The sequence below is a fragment of the Xanthomonas dyei genome, from assembly GCF_002939865.1.
In the GTDB taxonomy this organism is placed as follows: domain Bacteria; phylum Pseudomonadota; class Gammaproteobacteria; order Xanthomonadales; family Xanthomonadaceae; genus Xanthomonas; species Xanthomonas dyei.
The window spans coordinates 26,633-41,802 of sequence record NZ_MDEE01000030.1 but is presented as its reverse complement, the minus strand read 5'-3'; the positions used below and the strand labels follow the sequence as shown (position 1 = coordinate 41,802).

The window sequence follows — 15,170 nt, the reverse complement described above, 5'->3', positions numbered from 1 at the left end:
ATTGGCTGTCGCTTCGGTACATCTAGCGGCAGTTCGGCATGGCTCTACCCAGGAATCAACGTCTGAATCACATGCTCGACGTAGGATTCGAATTCTTCGCGGGCCTGCTTGGGTTGCTGCAGTTGCAGCGATAACTGCAGGAAGCCGACGTAAGCCGCGTAGGCGAGGCGGGCGCGATGCTGGGCGTCGGTGCGGGACAGGCCGGCCTGGCGGAACGAGGCGATCAGGTAGTCGAGGCGGCGTTGCGAGACACGGTCGATGACCGGGCGCACGGCGGGGTGGTCGAGTGCCTTGAGCAGTTCGCTATAGATCACGTGCGGCGTGACTTCGTGGGCGACCAGCTGAAACAGCGCGCGCAGGCGGGCGCTGGGGTCGGGCACGTCTTCCAGGCTGCCGAACACTTCCTTCTGTTCGAAGATTTCCCAGCGCTCCAGGGCGGCTTGCAACAGCGCGTCGCGCGAGGGGAAATGCCAGTAGAAGCTGCCCTTGGTGACGCCGAGGCGGCGCGCCAATGGCTCGACAGCGACGGCTCCGACGCCTTGTTCGGCGATCAGGTCCAGCGCGGCCTGTGCCCAGTCGTCCGCGCTGAGGCGGTTGCCGCGACCGGAACTGGCACGGGGTGGGGTGGGGCTGGATTCGGTGGTGTCGTTCATGGCGCGATTTAACCATACGCCTGAGTCAGTTGCAGTATGCATCACAAAAATGACAGACAACCGCCATGATTCAAGGGCTTAACGCTCCATACGAGAGAGTATTGACAGCAGGTGTTCTGCATCCATACCATTAGGTATGGTTACTTCTCCCTCTACGCTTGCCCCCATTGCGACCATGTCGCGCGTTAGCGCTGGCGACGTGGAGCTGGCCGTGTCGGTACGGGGTGCGCAGCACGCACCAACGGTGCTGCTGGCGCATGGGTTTGGGCAGACGCGGCATGCCTGGGAAGCGACGGCAACCGCCTTGGCGCAGGCTGGCTACCGTGCACTTTCCTACGATGCGCGCGGCCATGGCGATTCGAGCTTCAATGCGGTCGAACTGCCCTATTCGCCCACGCAGTTCACCGACGACCTGATCGTGCTGGCAGGCGAGCAGCCCGAGCCGCCGGTCCTGGTGGCTGCCTCGATGGGCGGCCTGTTCGGGCTGCTCGCCGAGGCGCGTTGGCCGGGGCTGTTCCGCGCGATCGTGCTGGTCGACATCACGCCGCGCTGGGACACCACGGGCGTGGAGCGCATCCTGCGCTTCATGACCGCGCATCCGGATGGATTCGCTTCGCTGGATGCCGCGGCCGATGCGATTGCCGCGTATCTGCCGCATCGCCCGCGCAAGACTGGGCGCCAGTTACACGCATTGCTGCGTCAGCGCGCAGATGGCCGTTGGCACTGGCACTGGGACCCGCGCCTGGTCGACGAACTGGCCGGCCAGGACGCGCAGTTGCAGCAGCATGCCTTGCTGGAAGCCGCAGCGCAGGTGCACTGCCCGATGCTGTTGATCAGCGGCGAGCGCAGCGATCTGGTCACACCGGACAACATCACCGAATTCCTGTCGATCGCCCCGCACGCGCAGCACGTGCAGCTGGCCGACGCCACGCACATGCTGGCCGGCGACGACAACACCACCTTTACCGCCACCGTGTTGCATTATCTGGACGCACTGCCCTCGGTTGGCACCATTGCAGCGTCCAACATCACCGAGCATGTCACTGGAGCAAGACCATGAGCATCGTTGCACCGTTCCTCCTCGTCATCCTGGCGGCGGGTATCGCTGCCTATCACCGCATGCGCCTTGCCACCTGGGTTGCGATCAGCGCCTGCGTGCTGGTGGCATGCTGGCTGTTGGGTGCCAATCTCACCGCCACCATCGTCGCCGCCGCACTGGTGGTGCTGGTATCCGCTCCGGTGCTGTTGCCGTTCCTGCGCAAGCCGTTGCTGACCACGCCGTTGATGGCGTTTTTCCGCAAGGTGCTGCCGCCGCTGTCGCAGACCGAGCGCATCGCGCTGGAAACCGGCTCGGTCGGTTTCGAGGGCGAGCTATTCACCGGCGACCCGGATTGGCAGAAGCTGCTCAGCTACCCAAAGCCGCAGTTGACCGCCGAAGAGCAGGCGTTCCTGGATGGCCCGGTGGAAGAGCTATGCAAGATGGTCAACGACTGGGAAATCACCCACGTCCATGCCGACCTGCCGCCGGAGTTGTGGGACTACATCAAGAAGAACAAGTTCTTCGGCATGATCATCCCCAAGCAATACGGTGGCCTGGGTTTCAGCGCGCTGGCGCACCACAAGGTGATCCAGAAGCTGTCGTCGATCTCCAGCGTGGTCAGCTCCACCGTCGGTGTGCCGAACTCGCTCGGGCCGGGTGAGCTGCTGCTGCATTACGGCACCCCGGAACAAAAAGACTATTACCTGCCGCGTCTGGCCGTCGGTGCGGAAGTGCCGTGTTTCGGTCTGACCGGTCCGTTTGCGGGCTCGGATGCGACCTCGATCCCCGACTACGGCATCGTCTGCAAGGGCGAGTGGAATGGCGCCAACGTGCTCGGCGTCAAGCTCACCTTCGACAAGCGTTACATCACCCTGGCGCCGGTGGCGTCGTTGATTGGTCTGGCGTTCCGCGCCTACGACCCGGACGGCTTGATCGGCGACAAGAAGGACATCGGCATCACCCTGGCGCTGCTGCCGCGCGAGACCCCGGGAGTGGAAATCGGCCGCCGTCATTTCCCGCTGAATTCCACCTTCCAGAACGGCCCGATCCGTGGCACCGAGGTGTTCATTCCGCTCAGCCAGCTGATCGGCGGCGTGGAGATGGTGGGCAAGGGCTGGAACATGCTCAACGAGTGTCTGGCAGTGGGTCGTTCGATCACCCTGCCCTCCACCGCCAGCGGCGGCGGCAAGTACGCCGCGGTGGTGACCGGTGCGTATGCACGCATTCGCAAGCAGTTCGGCCTGTCGGTCGGTCGCTTCGAGGGCGTGGAAGAAGCGCTCGCGCGGATCGGCGGCAAGGCCTATGCGATCAGCGCGCTGGCGCAGGCCACTGCCGCTGCGGTAGACCGCGGCGACGTGCCGTCGGTGCCGTCGGCGATTGCCAAGTACCACTGCACCACCATGGGCCGCGAAGTGGTCAGCGACATGATGGATGTGATCGGCGGCAAGGGCATCATCCTGGGGCCGCGCAACTTCGCCGGCCGCGCCTGGCAGGCCGCGCCGATCGGCGTGACCGTGGAAGGCGCCAACATCATGACCCGCAGCCTGCTGATCTTCGGCCAGGGCGCCATCCTGTGCCATCCGTGGGTGATGAAGGAAATGAAGGCGGCGCAGGATCCGGATACGCGCCGCGGTCTGGAAGAGTTCGACCAGAGCCTGTTCGGTCACATCCGCTTCGGTATTTCCAACGCCGTGCGTTCGTTCTGGTTCGGCCTGACCGGTGCGCGCATCGGTGCGGCGCCGGGCGATGCATACACGCGTCGCTTTTTCCGCAAGCTGGATCGTTACTCGGCCAACCTGGCCCTGATGGCCGACGTGTCGATGCTGATGCTGGGCGGCAAGTTGAAGTTCAAGGAGTCGTTGTCCGGTCGTTTGGGCGATGTGCTGAGCCATATCTACATGACCAGCGCGATACTCAAGCGCTACCACGACGAAGGTGCGCCGGCGGCCGACCAGCCGCTGCTGGCCTGGGCGTTCCACGACAGCGTGCACAAGATCGAAACCGCGCTGTCGGCAGCGCTGCGTAACTTCCCGATCCGCCCGGTGGGTTGGCTGATGTGGGTGCTGATCTTCCCGCTGGGCCGTCGTGCCGAAGCGCCGGGCGACCGCCTGGGCCATCGCGTGGCATCGATCCTGATGGCTCCGAACGAAGCGCGCGATCGCCTGGCCCAGGGGGTGTTCCTGACCCCGTGCGCCAACAACCCGGGTGGCCGTATCGCCAGCTACCTGACCAAGGCGGTGATGGCCGAGCCGGTGGAGCGCAAGTTCCTCAAGGCGCTCAAGACCAAGGGCATCGAAGCGCTGGATTTCCCGGCGCAGCTGGACGAAGCCGTGGCCGAGGGCGTGCTCACCCTGGACGAGCGCAAGCTGCTGGAAGAGCTGCGCGAGATCATGATGGATACCATCACCGTGGACGACTTCGATCCGCACGAGCTGCGTGCGGCGAGCTTCTACGACAAGCCGCAGGCACAGCAGCCGCGCGAAGCGGCATAAGAGTCAGGTCAAGGTGATTCGCCACGACGGCGGGCTTTCAAGCCCGCCGTCGTTGTTTGCGGGTCTCGCCCATCGCCCAGCGACGCCATGTGCGGCGTTGAGCTGCCGACCAGTCAACTTCAAGTAGCTCTTTCGCAAGCGTGGGCCTGCACGCGATGCGGGGGTTACCGGCGATGCCACATCGCGGGTAATCCCTTTGTTACGTGTGGCGAACACGCTGCCGACGCTGCCTCACTACGGCAGCCACACCAACCCGAGTGCGATCAACGCCGGCAAGGCCTGCACGAAGAAGATGCGGCGATTGACGCTATAGGCGCCGTAGCACCCCGCCACCACCACGCACCCTAAGAAGAAGCTCAGCACATCGACCCGTGCTGCCAGCGCGCCCCAGAGCAGGCCTGCGGCGAGAAAGCCGTTGTAGAGGCCCTGGTTGGCCGCCAGCACGCGTGTGGCCTGTGCCTTTTCCGGTGTGTTGCGGAAGGTCTTCAGGCCCAAGGGGTGCGTCCACAGCGCCATCTCCAGCACCAGGATGTAGACATGCAGCAGGCCGACGAGGGTGCCGGCGATGATCGCGAACAGGGACATGGCGAAAAAGTCGTAGGGACGTGGCCGCAAGCATAGCCGCGATGCCGCGCCGGCTGTCCGGCAATACGCGCAGCGCGTGACCGGTGCCTCGCGACGAGATGGCGTCACCGAGGCAGCAATGGTCGCTGCATGGTGATCGGCGGCGCATGCGGGACCTCATCAGGTAGCCGCCGATGTCGCGCATCGCGCGGGATGGACGCATCGCCTGCAAGCGACACCACGCGTCAGCGCTTGATCGCACGCGCCGTGTGCGTTATCGCTCCATGGATATCCAGGCAAGGTCGCCAAGCGCAGCCACAACGCATCCGCAAGCAAAGGCGTTACTCGCCCTGCGACTCCGCTGCGCGCCCGTCCGCCACACCATCGCGCTCTGCAGGCAACTTACGTGCTTCGCGCAGCAGGCCGAGCGTGCCCAGCGTCATGCCCACTGCCGCCAATAGACCAACCCCGAACACCGCGGTGGACCCCAAGCCCGACACCAGCTTGTGGATCCACACAAAGCTCAGGTCGCCGCCGCGATAGACCACCGTGTCGATCGCCGCACCGGCCTTGTAGCGCCATTCGCGGCTGACCCGCGTGTACAAGGTTTCGCGCGCCGGCTTGGCCAGTGCAAACTCGCTGGAGCGCGTGATCACCTGCACGATGGCGATCATCAGCGGCAGCGGGGAGGCTGCCAGCACCGCGTACCCCAAGGTGATGGCCACGCCCGGAATCAGCAGCGCCGGTGCGATGCCGAAGCGCGACAACAGCGCGCGCGTCACCAGCAATTGCAGCACCAAGGCGAGCGCGTTGACCGCCAGGTCGATACTGGCGTAGTACGCCGTGCTGGTCGCCGCATCGGTGTAGAGCCGCCGTACCAACGCCGCCTGCTCGTTATAGAGCAAGGTGCCCACGCCCACGCCGAATAACGTCATCAACGCCAGCCAGCGCAGCAACGGCTCGCGCACGATCAGCTTGAGGCCGCCTAGCACGTCGCCGCCCATCGGCACCTCGCCGGAGTCCAGTTGGCGCTCCTGTTCGCGCGCCACCGCCCACAGCCGCAGCCGCAATACGCAGACCACGCAGACCGTCAGGAACCCGGCCGACACCAGCATCAGGTGCGCAATGCCGATGCGCTCGACCAAGGTGCGGGTGAGGATCGGCCCGAGAAACGCGCCCAGGGTGCCGGCCGCGCCGATATAGCCGTAGTAGTTGCGCGCTTCGGCGTTGCTGAAGACATCGGCCATGAAGCTCCAGAACACCGCCACGGCAAACAGGTTGAAGACCGTGAGCCACAAAAAGAACGCCATCCCGCGCCCTGGCACACCGCTGTCGAACAGCACGTAGAACAGCAGCAGGGTCGCAATGAAGAAACCGTAGACCAGCGGCAGGAACACGCGTCGCGGATAGCGGCTGACCACCGCGCCGTACACCGGCTGCAGTAGCAGCATGATCAGGAAGGTGCAGGTAAACAACACCTGCAAGGTGAAGTCCTTGAGCGGCATGCCGTGCGTGGCGAAGAAGCCGATCATGCTGGCCGGAAACAACGCGGCCACATCGGAGGATGCACCCATCGCCTCGCGCACCGGACGCAGCACGTAGTAACCGCTGAGCAGGCAGAAGAAATACAGGAACGACCACGCCAGGGGTGGCGAACTGCGCAGCGCAGCGCCCAGACGGCCAGCCGCCGAGCGCGGCGCAGAGGGACGGGTCATGGCGTCAACATCGCCCGTGCGAACGAGCCCGACAGCAAGAACATGGCGGCGGCAGCACCTGACGAAGTAGCGCGCAAGTTAGCCGATGCGGCGCAGCACCACCAGCGGCGGAGGCAGGACGCTGCGGCGCGCGCGTGAGCTGCCCCGGCACGGCGCTTGCAACCCTCTTCGCATGCACCCTGCGTGGCGTCGCCACGGCCCTGATCAGCCCGATTTCTGAACCCAAATCGTCAATAGGATCAATATGATGCCCATTCATCTTCCGGCAGTTTGTGCTATTGCGAAGCGCGGGGCTAGAATCGCTCCAAGCAGCAGTGGAACAGGCGGGACAACCATGACAGTAATGCGCAGGCGCCGACGGTTCCGTCCGTTGGCCATCGGGCTGCTCGGGGCGTTATTGCCTCTGGCCCTCTCTTCCACGGCACAGACGCCCGCGCCCACCGCTTACGCGCTGCAGCCGGCGACCGTCGCGCAGTCGCCCACCGCCCCGCTTCCGTATCGCACCGCGTTGCCGGCCAGCAGCGTGTTGGCGCCGGCCGCCGGCTTCGACGTGGCGGCATTCGAATCGATGGCCGACCAGTTGACCTACGGCAACCGCGTGCCCGGCATGGCGATGGCCATCGTGCAGGGCGGCAAGGTGCTCAGCGCGCGCGGTTATGGCGTCACCGACGTCAATCACCCGCAACCGGTCGATGCGCATACCGTGTTCCGCCTGGCGTCGCTGTCCAAGGCCTTCGCCGGCACCATGGCTGGCCTGCTGGTCAATGATGGCGTGTTGCGTTGGGACAGCAAGGTGGTCGACTACGTGCCCGGCTTCCAGCTGAGCGACAACGTCGCCACACGGCAGCTCACCGTCGCCGAGGTGCTCAGTCATCGCGTCGGCCTGACCCGCAATGCCTACGACCGCGATATCGAATCCAACGTCGACTACTACTCGCTGAGCCACAAGCTGGCTGCCGCGCCGCTGCGCTGCGCGCCGGGCGATTGCTATGCGTATCAGAACGTCGCCTTCAGTCTGGTCGGCGACGTGGTCTTCGCCGCCTCAGGCAGTTTCTACGAGCAATCGGTAGAACGCCGCATCTTCAAGCCGCTCGGCATGAACGATGCCAGCATGGGGCTGGCCGGCATCCAGGCCAGCCCGCATTGGGCGCGCCCGCACGTGCGCAGCCGCAACGGTTGGGTGTCGCTGACGCCCAAGCCCACTTACTACCGGCTTGCGCCTGCTGCCGGCGTCAATGCCAGCGCAAGCGACATGGCGCAGTGGCTGCTCGCACACACCGGCCATCGCACCGACGTGTTGCCTGCGCCACTGCTGGCGACACTGCATGCACCGCTGATCTCCACGCCGGGCGAAATGCGTTCGGGCTGGCGCCATGAGCGCGTGGACGCGGCCAGCTATGCGCTGGGCTGGCGCGTATTCGACTACGCGGGTCATCAGGTGATCTTCCATGCAGGTGCGGTGCAGGGCTACCGCGGCCTGGTTGCGTTGCTGCCCGAGCGCGATGTCGGCATCGCCATCCTGTGGAATGGCGAAAGCGGCCTGCCGTCGGGCATGCTGCCGACCATCCTGGACCGCGCACTCGGTTTGCCGGCCAAGCGTTGGCTGGATGTCGATGTGGACGGCGATTTCGGCAGCGAGAACATGCTGGCAGAGAAGGCCGACCCGGCTGGCAAGGGTGCGTCGTCCGGCAAGTCGGTGGCATCGCCGCGCTGAGTTCGGCGCGCCGGTACCGACTCCTCGGTGCATGCATCAACACAGGCGGCCTTGGCCGCCTGTGTCGTTTCTGAACGCGGAGGTCTGTGGCTGGTTTGAACGCCCTGGCGCCAGGCGTGTGCTTGGCAGCGTGCATGGCACCAACGCTGCAGCGGGCTACTGCATCTGGGCAGCACTGTTGGGCTGCATCCGTCGTCGTTGCAGGTGACGGGCGGATGCGGTGGCTGGACAGCGGATCGGCGCGAGAGGTGCAGCCGCCGTCAGGCTGCTGCAGGCGTCATTGCTGGATCCGCGGCACCCTGCACCACAACGTGTCGGACCAAGAGCGGCTGACAACACGCAGCGAACCGTCGTCGGGTGGGTGTGGACGGCGCACTCAGAACCGCAGTGTAAGCGTGGCCCATGCCGCATCAGTACCGGCCGCGTTCGCCATGCGATGAGCACAATCGTTTTGTTCGCTGCTCTAAATCATCTGGCTATCGCGTGGTCGAGAGACCGGAGCCGGGCACTGCGACGGCGGCGAACTGTCGTTGCATCCGGCACACCGACGGCGCAGGGAATCGGACTGGACAAGTGGTGGCCGAACAATCCTTCGGGAACGCGGATACCGATATCGGTACGGATTGGAAGCATCGCCGCCTCGACGAAAGTGCAGCCTTGGGTGATGCATCGGACGCGTCAATGCGTCGTGCAAGACTGCCTTCTTGAGAAGCTCTCGCCATTGGCGCTGGCGTTATCGGCAAGGCTACAGCTCCAGACCGTGCCACCTCGCGAACCGCGTCGCCTCGATGGCGGCCGGTATCCGCGCACTGCATCGGACGTGGTCGCGGTGTCGCGCAATAAAAAAGCTCCCTCCCCGCTGGGCGTCGGGGAGAGAGCTCGATGTTTACGGCGATCGGGTGTTGCAGATCAGATCAGCGGTGCCGGAGTTGCGGGCAGCGCGACCGGAGCGGCCTTCTTCTTGCGAGCGGCCGGCTTCTTCTTGGCGACCTTCTTCACAGCAGTCTTCTTGGTAGCGGACTTCTTGGTGGCCGACTTTTTGGTCGCCTTCTTGGCTACTGCCTTTTTGGCAACTTTCTTGGCGGCCTTCTTGACGGCCTTTTTGGCGGCAGTCTTCTTGGTCGCCTTCTTTGCGGTCTTCTTCACTGCCTTCTTGGCGGCAGTCTTCTTGGTTGCCTTCTTGGCAGTCTTCTTCACTGCTTTCTTGGCGGTTGCCTTCTTTGCGGTCTTCTTGACGGCCTTCTTGGCAGCAGTCTTCTTCACTGCCTTCTTGGCCGTTGCCTTCTTAGCGACCTTCTTGGTCGCCTTCTTGGCGGCGGTCTTCTTCACTGCCTTTTTGGCGGTGGGTTTCTTTTTCGCAGCTTTTTTAGTGGCCATGTAATTGGCTCCTCGTCAGTGAACTATGGAGGTGAAACGCCCAGTTGAACCAAACCCCGCGCCGGCATGCCGTCGTCGGGTACCGTCCGCAGGTAATGCGCGACGGGACGGATACAGAAACACCCGCATCGAACGGCGACACGGGTGCGTAGTCGAAACGACAACTGCTTTTCTGGAGAGAAGCGAACCCGACTCCACCATTGAGCGTACTTCGGTGGACGTCTTGAACAAGCGTGTCGGCTCGATGTCGATTCTGCTCACTCTCTTTCGCAGCGATGTCTGCTGGGCGAAACCTAATCACGCTTTTTTTTACTGTCAACACTCTTTTGCAATTTTTTTTCAGTCGACCATCGCCATGTTCGCCGTCGAGGTCCGGCAAGCACACCGCGCGAGGGCAGTTGCGCGGGCTCGTCACGCACGCGCGCGCAACAGCGTTTTCGAAAAAGCACTTCTTTTCCGCTGTTTTTTTAAAACACTCTAGATCCGCAAGCCGACGATTGCGATCACGCTGAGACGAGGCGCTACGCGTTGCGGCATCGTCTGCCGCCTGTCCGCCAGCTGAAAATTTTTTATCCGGCAACTCCACTTCCGGCGTCGCACAAGCAGAAATGCGCAAACTTATTGCGCTCTTTGATCGCCATGCACGTGCGCTTGCGCATCGCCGAGCGCATGTCGCACGACGTCGATCGGTCGTCGGCGCACGTTGCGCGCGTCGATTTTTCTCACCGAGCACGCGCCAGACCCTCACGAGCGACTCACGTCAGAAATCCGACGCACCGGCATGCAGGTGGTGTCGCGTGGCGATCAGCCGGACACGGACGCCACCGCGCGCATCGCATCACGTCACCGCCAACCACCTTGCAGGCGTGAGATCGTCAGCAGGTGCAAGCGACTGCCCTCGCCCATCCGATCACAATCTCCTGCGCACACCAAACCGCGTCGCCGGCAGCGCAGCAAAAAAATGGCCGCTCTGAGAGCGGCCATCGGTGCGCAGCAGGGACGACGGACTCAGTGGTCGTCGTCTTCCAGCAGCTCGGCGTAGTCGTCGGGCGACAGTAGATCGTTGAGCTGTTCCTTGTCGTCGAGTTCGACAACGAAGATCCAGCCCTCGCCGTAGGCGTCTTCGTTGATGGTCTCCGGCTTGTCGCTCAACGCGCTGTTGACCTCGACCACGGTGCCGCTGACCGGGCTATAGACATCGGACGCGGCCTTGACCGACTCGACCACCGCCGCGCCGTTGCCGACCTGCACGGTGTCGCCGACGCTCGGCAGCTCGACGTAGACCAGGTCGCCCAGCAAGCCCTGCGCGTGGTCGGAAATACCGACAGTCACGCGGCCGCTGCTTTCGACGCGGGCCCACTCGTGGGATTTGAGGAACTTGAGGTCGCCAGGAATCTCGCTCATGGGTGTGCTCCGGGGAAACTGGGGTTGGGGACAGGTGGTTAGTTTAGACCGCGCGACAAGACAGGTGCACGCGTGTCGGTATGGCTGGGTTGCACGCGGTGACAGGATGCCGGCCACTACGACCGGCATACTGCGATTCATTCGCCAAGGACGCCGGGCTGCGCCTGGCCGTCGCGCACGAACGGAAACTTCACCGCGCGCAACGGCACCTGCTTGCCGCGAATATCCACGCGCAGGTCGTCGATGCTGCCGGCCGGCACGCGTGCGAATGCGATCGCCTTGCCCAGCGTCGGCGAGAAGGTGCCGGACAGAATCTCGCCTTCGCCGCTGGCGGTGAACACGCGCTGGCCGTGGCGCAGCACGCCCTTCTCGTCCATCACCACGCCGATCAGTTGACGCGGCGCGCCCTGCGCCTTTTGCGCTTCGAGCACGGCACGGCCGATGAAGTCGCGGCCTTCGTCCAGGGTGATCGTCCACGCCAACGCCGCTTCATAAGGAGTGACCGCGTCGTCCATGTCCTGCCCATAGAGATTCATGCCCGCTTCCAGACGCAGCGTGTCGCGCGCGCCCAGACCGGCTGGCTTGACGCCCTGCGCGAGCAACGCACTCCAGAACGCGACCGCCGCGTCCTGCGGCAACACGATTTCGAAACCGTCTTCGCCGGTGTAACCGGTGCGCGCAACAAACAGGTCGATGCCATCGCGCGAGCGCGTCTGCAGCGCGGCGAAACGGCCGAGCTTGCTCGCTGCCGTGACGTCGGCCGGATCCAGCAGTTCGATGACCTTGGCGCGCGCGTTGGGGCCCTGCACGGCGATCATCGCGAAGTCGGCGCGCTCTTCCACGCGCACCTCGAAGCGTGCGGCCTGTTCGCCGATCCACTGCAGATCCTTTTCGCGGGTGGCGGCGTTGACCACCAGACGGAAGAAGTCTTCAGTCATGAAATAGACGATGAGGTCGTCGATCACCCCGCCCTGCGGATTGAGCATGCAGGTGTACAGCGCCTTGCCGGACACCTTGAGCTTGTCCACCGAGTTGGCGAGCAGGTAGCGCAGGAACTCGCGCACGCGCGCGCCGTGCAGGTCGACCACGGTCATGTGGCTGACGTCGAACATGCCGGCGTCGCGACGCACCTGATGGTGTTCGTCCAGCTGCGAGCCATAGTGGATCGGCATGTCCCAACCGCCGAAGTCGACCATCTTGGCGCCGAGCGCACGATGGGTGTCGTTGAGGATGGTCTTCTGGGTCATGGGCGCCGGTCCAATGGAAAGATGCCCATTATCGCTGCCCGGCCGTCGTTGCGGGTAACCGCATCGCTGCGCAGACACAGCGCTGACCGAACGACGCGCACCGGCCAACGCACGCCGCGCTGCAGCAATGAGCGACCGAATCACACGCCCTGCCCTGCCGATCAGCTGCTGGCTTGCACCAGCAAGGTCATGCCATCGACGCCGACGATGCGCACCGGTGCACCGGCGGGCAGATCCGGACCGCTGACCACCCAGAACGCATCGTCGACCTTGGCACGACCTCGGCCGTCATGGATGGCTTGATCGAGCAGCACGCGACGGCCGATCAATTGCTCGGCACGTCTGTTGAGCAAGGGGCGATCGCTCTGCCGCCCCTTGCCGCGGAACCAGGTGCGATAGACCTGCACCGACACAAAGCTGAGCACGACGAACGCCACGATCTGTACCAGCAGCGACATGCCCGGCAACGCCAGCACGAGCACGCAGACGGCGGCGGCGGCAATCCCCATCCACAGCAGGAACGCACCGGGCGCCAGCGTCTCTGCGGCGATCAATAGCAGCGCGAGCACCGCCCAGATCACAACGTCCCAGCGCATGGCTCAGCCCCCCGCGCGCGGCGGCATCGGCGGCACGCGTACGGCTGGCGCGTCGGGCTTGCCCATCGCTTCCTTGGCCAGTTCGGCGATGCCGGCGAGCGAGCCGATGATGCCGCTGGACTCCATCGGCATCAGCACGAACTTCTGGTTGGGCGCGGTGGCCAGTGCCTTGAACGCCTCCACATACTTTTGTGCGACGAAGTAATTGATTGCCTGCACGCTGCCGTTGGCGATCGCATCGGACACCACCTGGGTGGCGCGGGCTTCGGCCTCGGCCAGACGCTCGCGCGCCTCGGCGTCGCGGAAGGCGGCTTCCTTGCGGCCTTCGGCTTCGAGCACGGCCGCCTGCTTTTCGCCCTCGGCACGCAGGATCTCCGATTGACGCGAGCCTTCGGCTTCCAGGATCTGCGCGCGCTTTTCGCGCTCGGCCTTCATCTGCCGCGCCATCGAGTCGATCAGATCGCGTGGCGGCTGGATGTCGCGAATTTCGATTCGCGTGACCTTGATGCCCCATGGGTTGGTGGCCTGGTCCACCACGCTCAGCAACTGCGCATTGATGGTTTCGCGCTGGCTCAGTGATTCGTCCAGATCCATCGAACCGATCACGGTACGGATATTGGTTTGCACCAGCGCGATGCTGGCGATCTCTAGATTGGAGACTTCATAGGCGGCCTTGGCGGCATCCAGCACCTGGAAGAACACCACACCGTCCACGCGTACCACCGCGTTGTCCTTGGTGATGACGTCCTGGCTGGGCACGTCCAGTACCTGTTCCATCATGTTGATCTTGCGGCCCACGCCGTAGACCACCGGCACCAGAAAGTGCAGACCCGGACTCAGGGTGTGGGTGTAGCGGCCGAAGCGCTCCACCGTCCACTGAAATCCCTGCGGCACCATGCGCACGGTCTTGAACAACACGATGACGCCAGCGACCAGAACGGCCATGGCCAAAAACGAAGTCGGAAACACGTGCATCCCCCTTGCATATGACGAGTCGATCCTTGCAGCAGTATGCACCCGCGCTGCCCGTCACCGGCTTGGGGATGCTGTGCAGGAATGCGCTCGCGCCCATTACCGCGTCGGGCAGCAAGCGCCTCGACGCGCTCGGATCACACGACCGCCAGGCTCAGACGTTGCGCGGCGCGAACATGATGACGGCCATGCCGAGCAGACAGCAGGCGGCGCCGAGCAGATCCCATCGCGTCGGAGTGATGCGGTCCACCCACCACAACCACAGTAAGGCGCTGGCGATATAGACCCCGCCATAGGCGGCATACACGCGTCCGCTGGCAGCCGGATGCAGACTCAACAGCCACACGAAGATCGCAAGGCTCAGTGCGCTGGGCAGCAGCAGCCACGCGCTGCCCCCTTTGCGTAGCCATAGATAAGGAAGGTAGCAGCCGACCAGTTCGGCCACGGCGGTGGCGACGAACAGCAACAGTGTGGTCAGCGCGGCGCTCATGCGCCGGGCACGGCGCCGGCATCCGGCACCGCGGCGGCGGATTCGTCGCGCTTGACCTGTTGCCACAGCGCTTCCTGGGCGCTCAGCGACAACGCATCCAGGGTGGTGCCCTGCGCGTGCGCATGGGCTTCCATCGCACGGAAGCGCCGTTCGAATTTCAGATTGGCATGCCGGAGCGCGGCGCCCACATCGACCTTGGCGTGTCGGGCGAGATTGGCGCAGACGAACAGTACATCGCCCAGTTCGTCTTCGAGGCGCGCCTGATTGTCGGCTACCGGGCCGCGGGCGAATTCCGCCCGCAGCTCTTCGATTTCTTCCTGCAATTTTTCCAGCACCGGCGCCGGACCAGGCCAATCGAAGCCCACCCGCGCCGCGCGCGACTGCAACTTGGTGGAGCGCTGCCACTCGGGCAGCCCGCGCGCGATGCCGGCCAGTGCAGAGTCGTCCTGGTGTCCCGCGGCGCGGCGTTCTTCGCGTTTGATCTGGTCCCAGTTGGCGCTCACCGCCTGCGCATCGTCCGCGGTTTGCGCCGCGAACACATGCGGGTGCCGACGCACCAGCTTGTCGCTGAGTGTGGCGACCACGTCGGCGAAGTCGAACGCACCCTGTTCGGACGCCATCTGCGCATGGAAGACCACCTGCAGCAGCAGGTCGCCCAACTCGTCGCGCAGCCCGGGCAGGTCATTGCGATCGATCGCGTCGGCGACCTCGTAGGCTTCTTCGATGGTGTACGGCGCGATGGTGGCGAAGCTCTGCTCCACATCCCAGGGGCAACCGTGCTCACGGTCGCGCAGGCGCGCCATCAACTGCAGCAGGCGGTGGATATCGCCGGTGGGCGGAGTCTGGAGCATGGTGTGTTCCTGGAGCGATGTTGGAAGGCGCATCCCCGGCGAGAGCGCTGACGCAT

At 64.4% G+C, this 15,170-nt stretch carries 14 protein-coding genes and 1 other RNA gene; 4 read left to right on the top strand and 11 right to left on the bottom strand.

Annotated features, from left to right (window positions below):
• Positions 1 to 44: 44 nt before the first annotated feature.
• Entirely contained in the window at positions 45 to 653 is a 609-nt protein-coding gene (locus tag XdyCFBP7245_RS17185) for a TetR/AcrR family transcriptional regulator (protein ID WP_104616733.1), read from the bottom strand.
• A 136-nt stretch (positions 654 to 789) separates the two neighbouring features.
• Between XdyCFBP7245_RS17185 and XdyCFBP7245_RS17180 the strand changes: the two genes are divergently transcribed.
• Positions 790 to 1,713 (top strand): alpha/beta fold hydrolase, encoded by a 924-nt coding sequence (locus XdyCFBP7245_RS17180; protein ID WP_170068693.1) that lies wholly within the window; start codon positions 790 to 792, stop codon positions 1,711 to 1,713.
• On the top strand, positions 1,710 to 4,184 hold the full coding sequence (locus tag XdyCFBP7245_RS17175; RefSeq protein WP_104616732.1) for an acyl-CoA dehydrogenase: 2,475 nt from the start codon (positions 1,710 to 1,712) through the stop codon (positions 4,182 to 4,184). The genes XdyCFBP7245_RS17180 and XdyCFBP7245_RS17175 overlap by 4 nt, the downstream gene beginning before the upstream one ends.
• 234 nt (positions 4,185 to 4,418) lie before the next feature.
• On the opposite strand, the gene XdyCFBP7245_RS17170 is transcribed toward XdyCFBP7245_RS17175, so the two are convergent.
• Positions 4,419 to 4,769, bottom strand: coding sequence for a DUF1304 domain-containing protein (locus XdyCFBP7245_RS17170; protein WP_104616750.1), 351 nt, complete (start codon positions 4,767 to 4,769; stop codon positions 4,419 to 4,421).
• 320 nt (positions 4,770 to 5,089) lie between these two features.
• Positions 5,090 to 6,463 (bottom strand): NTP/NDP exchange transporter, encoded by a 1,374-nt coding sequence (locus XdyCFBP7245_RS17165; RefSeq protein ID WP_104616731.1) that lies wholly within the window; start codon positions 6,461 to 6,463, stop codon positions 5,090 to 5,092.
• A gap of 334 nt (positions 6,464 to 6,797) precedes the next feature.
• Between XdyCFBP7245_RS17165 and XdyCFBP7245_RS17160 the strand changes: the two genes are divergently transcribed.
• A complete protein-coding gene (locus XdyCFBP7245_RS17160) occupies positions 6,798 to 8,177 on the top strand; it encodes a serine hydrolase domain-containing protein (protein WP_104616730.1) in 1,380 nt (459 codons plus the stop codon).
• Positions 8,178 to 8,504: 327 nt separating this feature from the next.
• Here the strand turns inward: XdyCFBP7245_RS17160 and XdyCFBP7245_RS17155 are convergent.
• A non-coding RNA gene (locus tag XdyCFBP7245_RS17155) (sX9 sRNA) lies at positions 8,505 to 8,581 on the bottom strand.
• Positions 8,582 to 9,086: 505 nt separating this feature from the next.
• Positions 9,087 to 9,554, bottom strand: a complete 468-nt coding sequence (locus XdyCFBP7245_RS17150) for a histidine biosynthesis protein HisIE (protein ID WP_104616729.1) — start codon at positions 9,552 to 9,554, stop codon at positions 9,087 to 9,089.
• Between the two features lie 223 nt (positions 9,555 to 9,777).
• Between XdyCFBP7245_RS17150 and XdyCFBP7245_RS24065 the strand changes: the two genes are divergently transcribed.
• Positions 9,778 to 10,035 carry a hypothetical protein gene (locus XdyCFBP7245_RS24065; protein WP_158255521.1) on the top strand — a complete coding sequence of 86 codons (258 nt, stop codon included), beginning with the start codon at positions 9,778 to 9,780 and terminating at the stop codon, positions 10,033 to 10,035.
• A gap of 527 nt (positions 10,036 to 10,562) precedes the next feature.
• Here XdyCFBP7245_RS24065 and gcvH read toward each other — a convergent pair.
• From gcvH to mazG, 6 genes are all read right to left on the bottom strand, one after another.
• Positions 10,563 to 10,958: a glycine cleavage system protein GcvH gene (gene gcvH, locus XdyCFBP7245_RS17140; RefSeq protein WP_104616727.1), complete on the bottom strand. Its 396-nt coding sequence runs from the start codon at positions 10,956 to 10,958 to the stop codon at positions 10,563 to 10,565.
• A 137-nt stretch (positions 10,959 to 11,095) separates the two neighbouring features.
• Positions 11,096 to 12,205: a glycine cleavage system aminomethyltransferase GcvT gene (gene gcvT, locus XdyCFBP7245_RS17135; protein WP_104616726.1), complete on the bottom strand. Its 1,110-nt coding sequence runs from the start codon at positions 12,203 to 12,205 to the stop codon at positions 11,096 to 11,098.
• Between the two features lie 161 nt (positions 12,206 to 12,366).
• Positions 12,367 to 12,801: an NfeD family protein gene (locus XdyCFBP7245_RS17130; RefSeq protein WP_104616725.1), complete on the bottom strand. Its 435-nt coding sequence runs from the start codon at positions 12,799 to 12,801 to the stop codon at positions 12,367 to 12,369.
• A gap of 3 nt (positions 12,802 to 12,804) precedes the next feature.
• Positions 12,805 to 13,770 carry an SPFH domain-containing protein gene (locus XdyCFBP7245_RS17125; RefSeq protein ID WP_104616749.1) on the bottom strand — a complete coding sequence of 322 codons (966 nt, stop codon included), beginning with the start codon at positions 13,768 to 13,770 and terminating at the stop codon, positions 12,805 to 12,807.
• Positions 13,771 to 13,927: 157 nt separating this feature from the next.
• The gene (locus XdyCFBP7245_RS17120) at positions 13,928 to 14,263 is read right to left on the bottom strand and encodes a YnfA family protein (RefSeq protein WP_104616724.1); all 336 of its coding nucleotides are present in this window, start codon (positions 14,261 to 14,263) and stop codon (positions 13,928 to 13,930) included.
• Positions 14,260 to 15,114, bottom strand: coding sequence for a nucleoside triphosphate pyrophosphohydrolase (gene mazG, locus XdyCFBP7245_RS17115; RefSeq protein WP_104616723.1), 855 nt, complete (start codon positions 15,112 to 15,114; stop codon positions 14,260 to 14,262). The genes XdyCFBP7245_RS17120 and mazG overlap by 4 nt, the downstream gene beginning before the upstream one ends.
• Between the last annotated feature and the right edge of the window lie 56 nt (positions 15,115 to 15,170).

Coding starts and splice junctions, on each gene's coding strand:
- XdyCFBP7245_RS17165 (WP_104616731.1), bottom strand. CDS start 6,463: ATGACCCGTCCCTCTGCGCCGCGCTCGGCGGCTGGCCGTCTGGGCGCT.
- XdyCFBP7245_RS17130 (WP_104616725.1), bottom strand. CDS start 12,801: ATGCGCTGGGACGTTGTGATCTGGGCGGTGCTCGCGCTGCTATTGATC.
- XdyCFBP7245_RS17120 (WP_104616724.1), bottom strand. CDS start 14,263: ATGAGCGCCGCGCTGACCACACTGTTGCTGTTCGTCGCCACCGCCGTG.
- gcvH (WP_104616727.1), bottom strand. CDS start 10,958: ATGAGCGAGATTCCTGGCGACCTCAAGTTCCTCAAATCCCACGAGTGG.
- XdyCFBP7245_RS17180 (WP_170068693.1), top strand. CDS start 790: ATGGTTACTTCTCCCTCTACGCTTGCCCCCATTGCGACCATGTCGCGC.
- mazG (WP_104616723.1), bottom strand. CDS start 15,114: ATGCTCCAGACTCCGCCCACCGGCGATATCCACCGCCTGCTGCAGTTG.
- XdyCFBP7245_RS17170 (WP_104616750.1), bottom strand. CDS start 4,769: ATGTCCCTGTTCGCGATCATCGCCGGCACCCTCGTCGGCCTGCTGCAT.
- XdyCFBP7245_RS17150 (WP_104616729.1), bottom strand. CDS start 9,554: ATGGCCACTAAAAAAGCTGCGAAAAAGAAACCCACCGCCAAAAAGGCA.
- gcvT (WP_104616726.1), bottom strand. CDS start 12,205: ATGACCCAGAAGACCATCCTCAACGACACCCATCGTGCGCTCGGCGCC.
- XdyCFBP7245_RS17185 (WP_104616733.1), bottom strand. CDS start 653: ATGAACGACACCACCGAATCCAGCCCCACCCCACCCCGTGCCAGTTCC.
- XdyCFBP7245_RS17175 (WP_104616732.1), top strand. CDS start 1,710: ATGAGCATCGTTGCACCGTTCCTCCTCGTCATCCTGGCGGCGGGTATC.
- XdyCFBP7245_RS17160 (WP_104616730.1), top strand. CDS start 6,798: ATGACAGTAATGCGCAGGCGCCGACGGTTCCGTCCGTTGGCCATCGGG.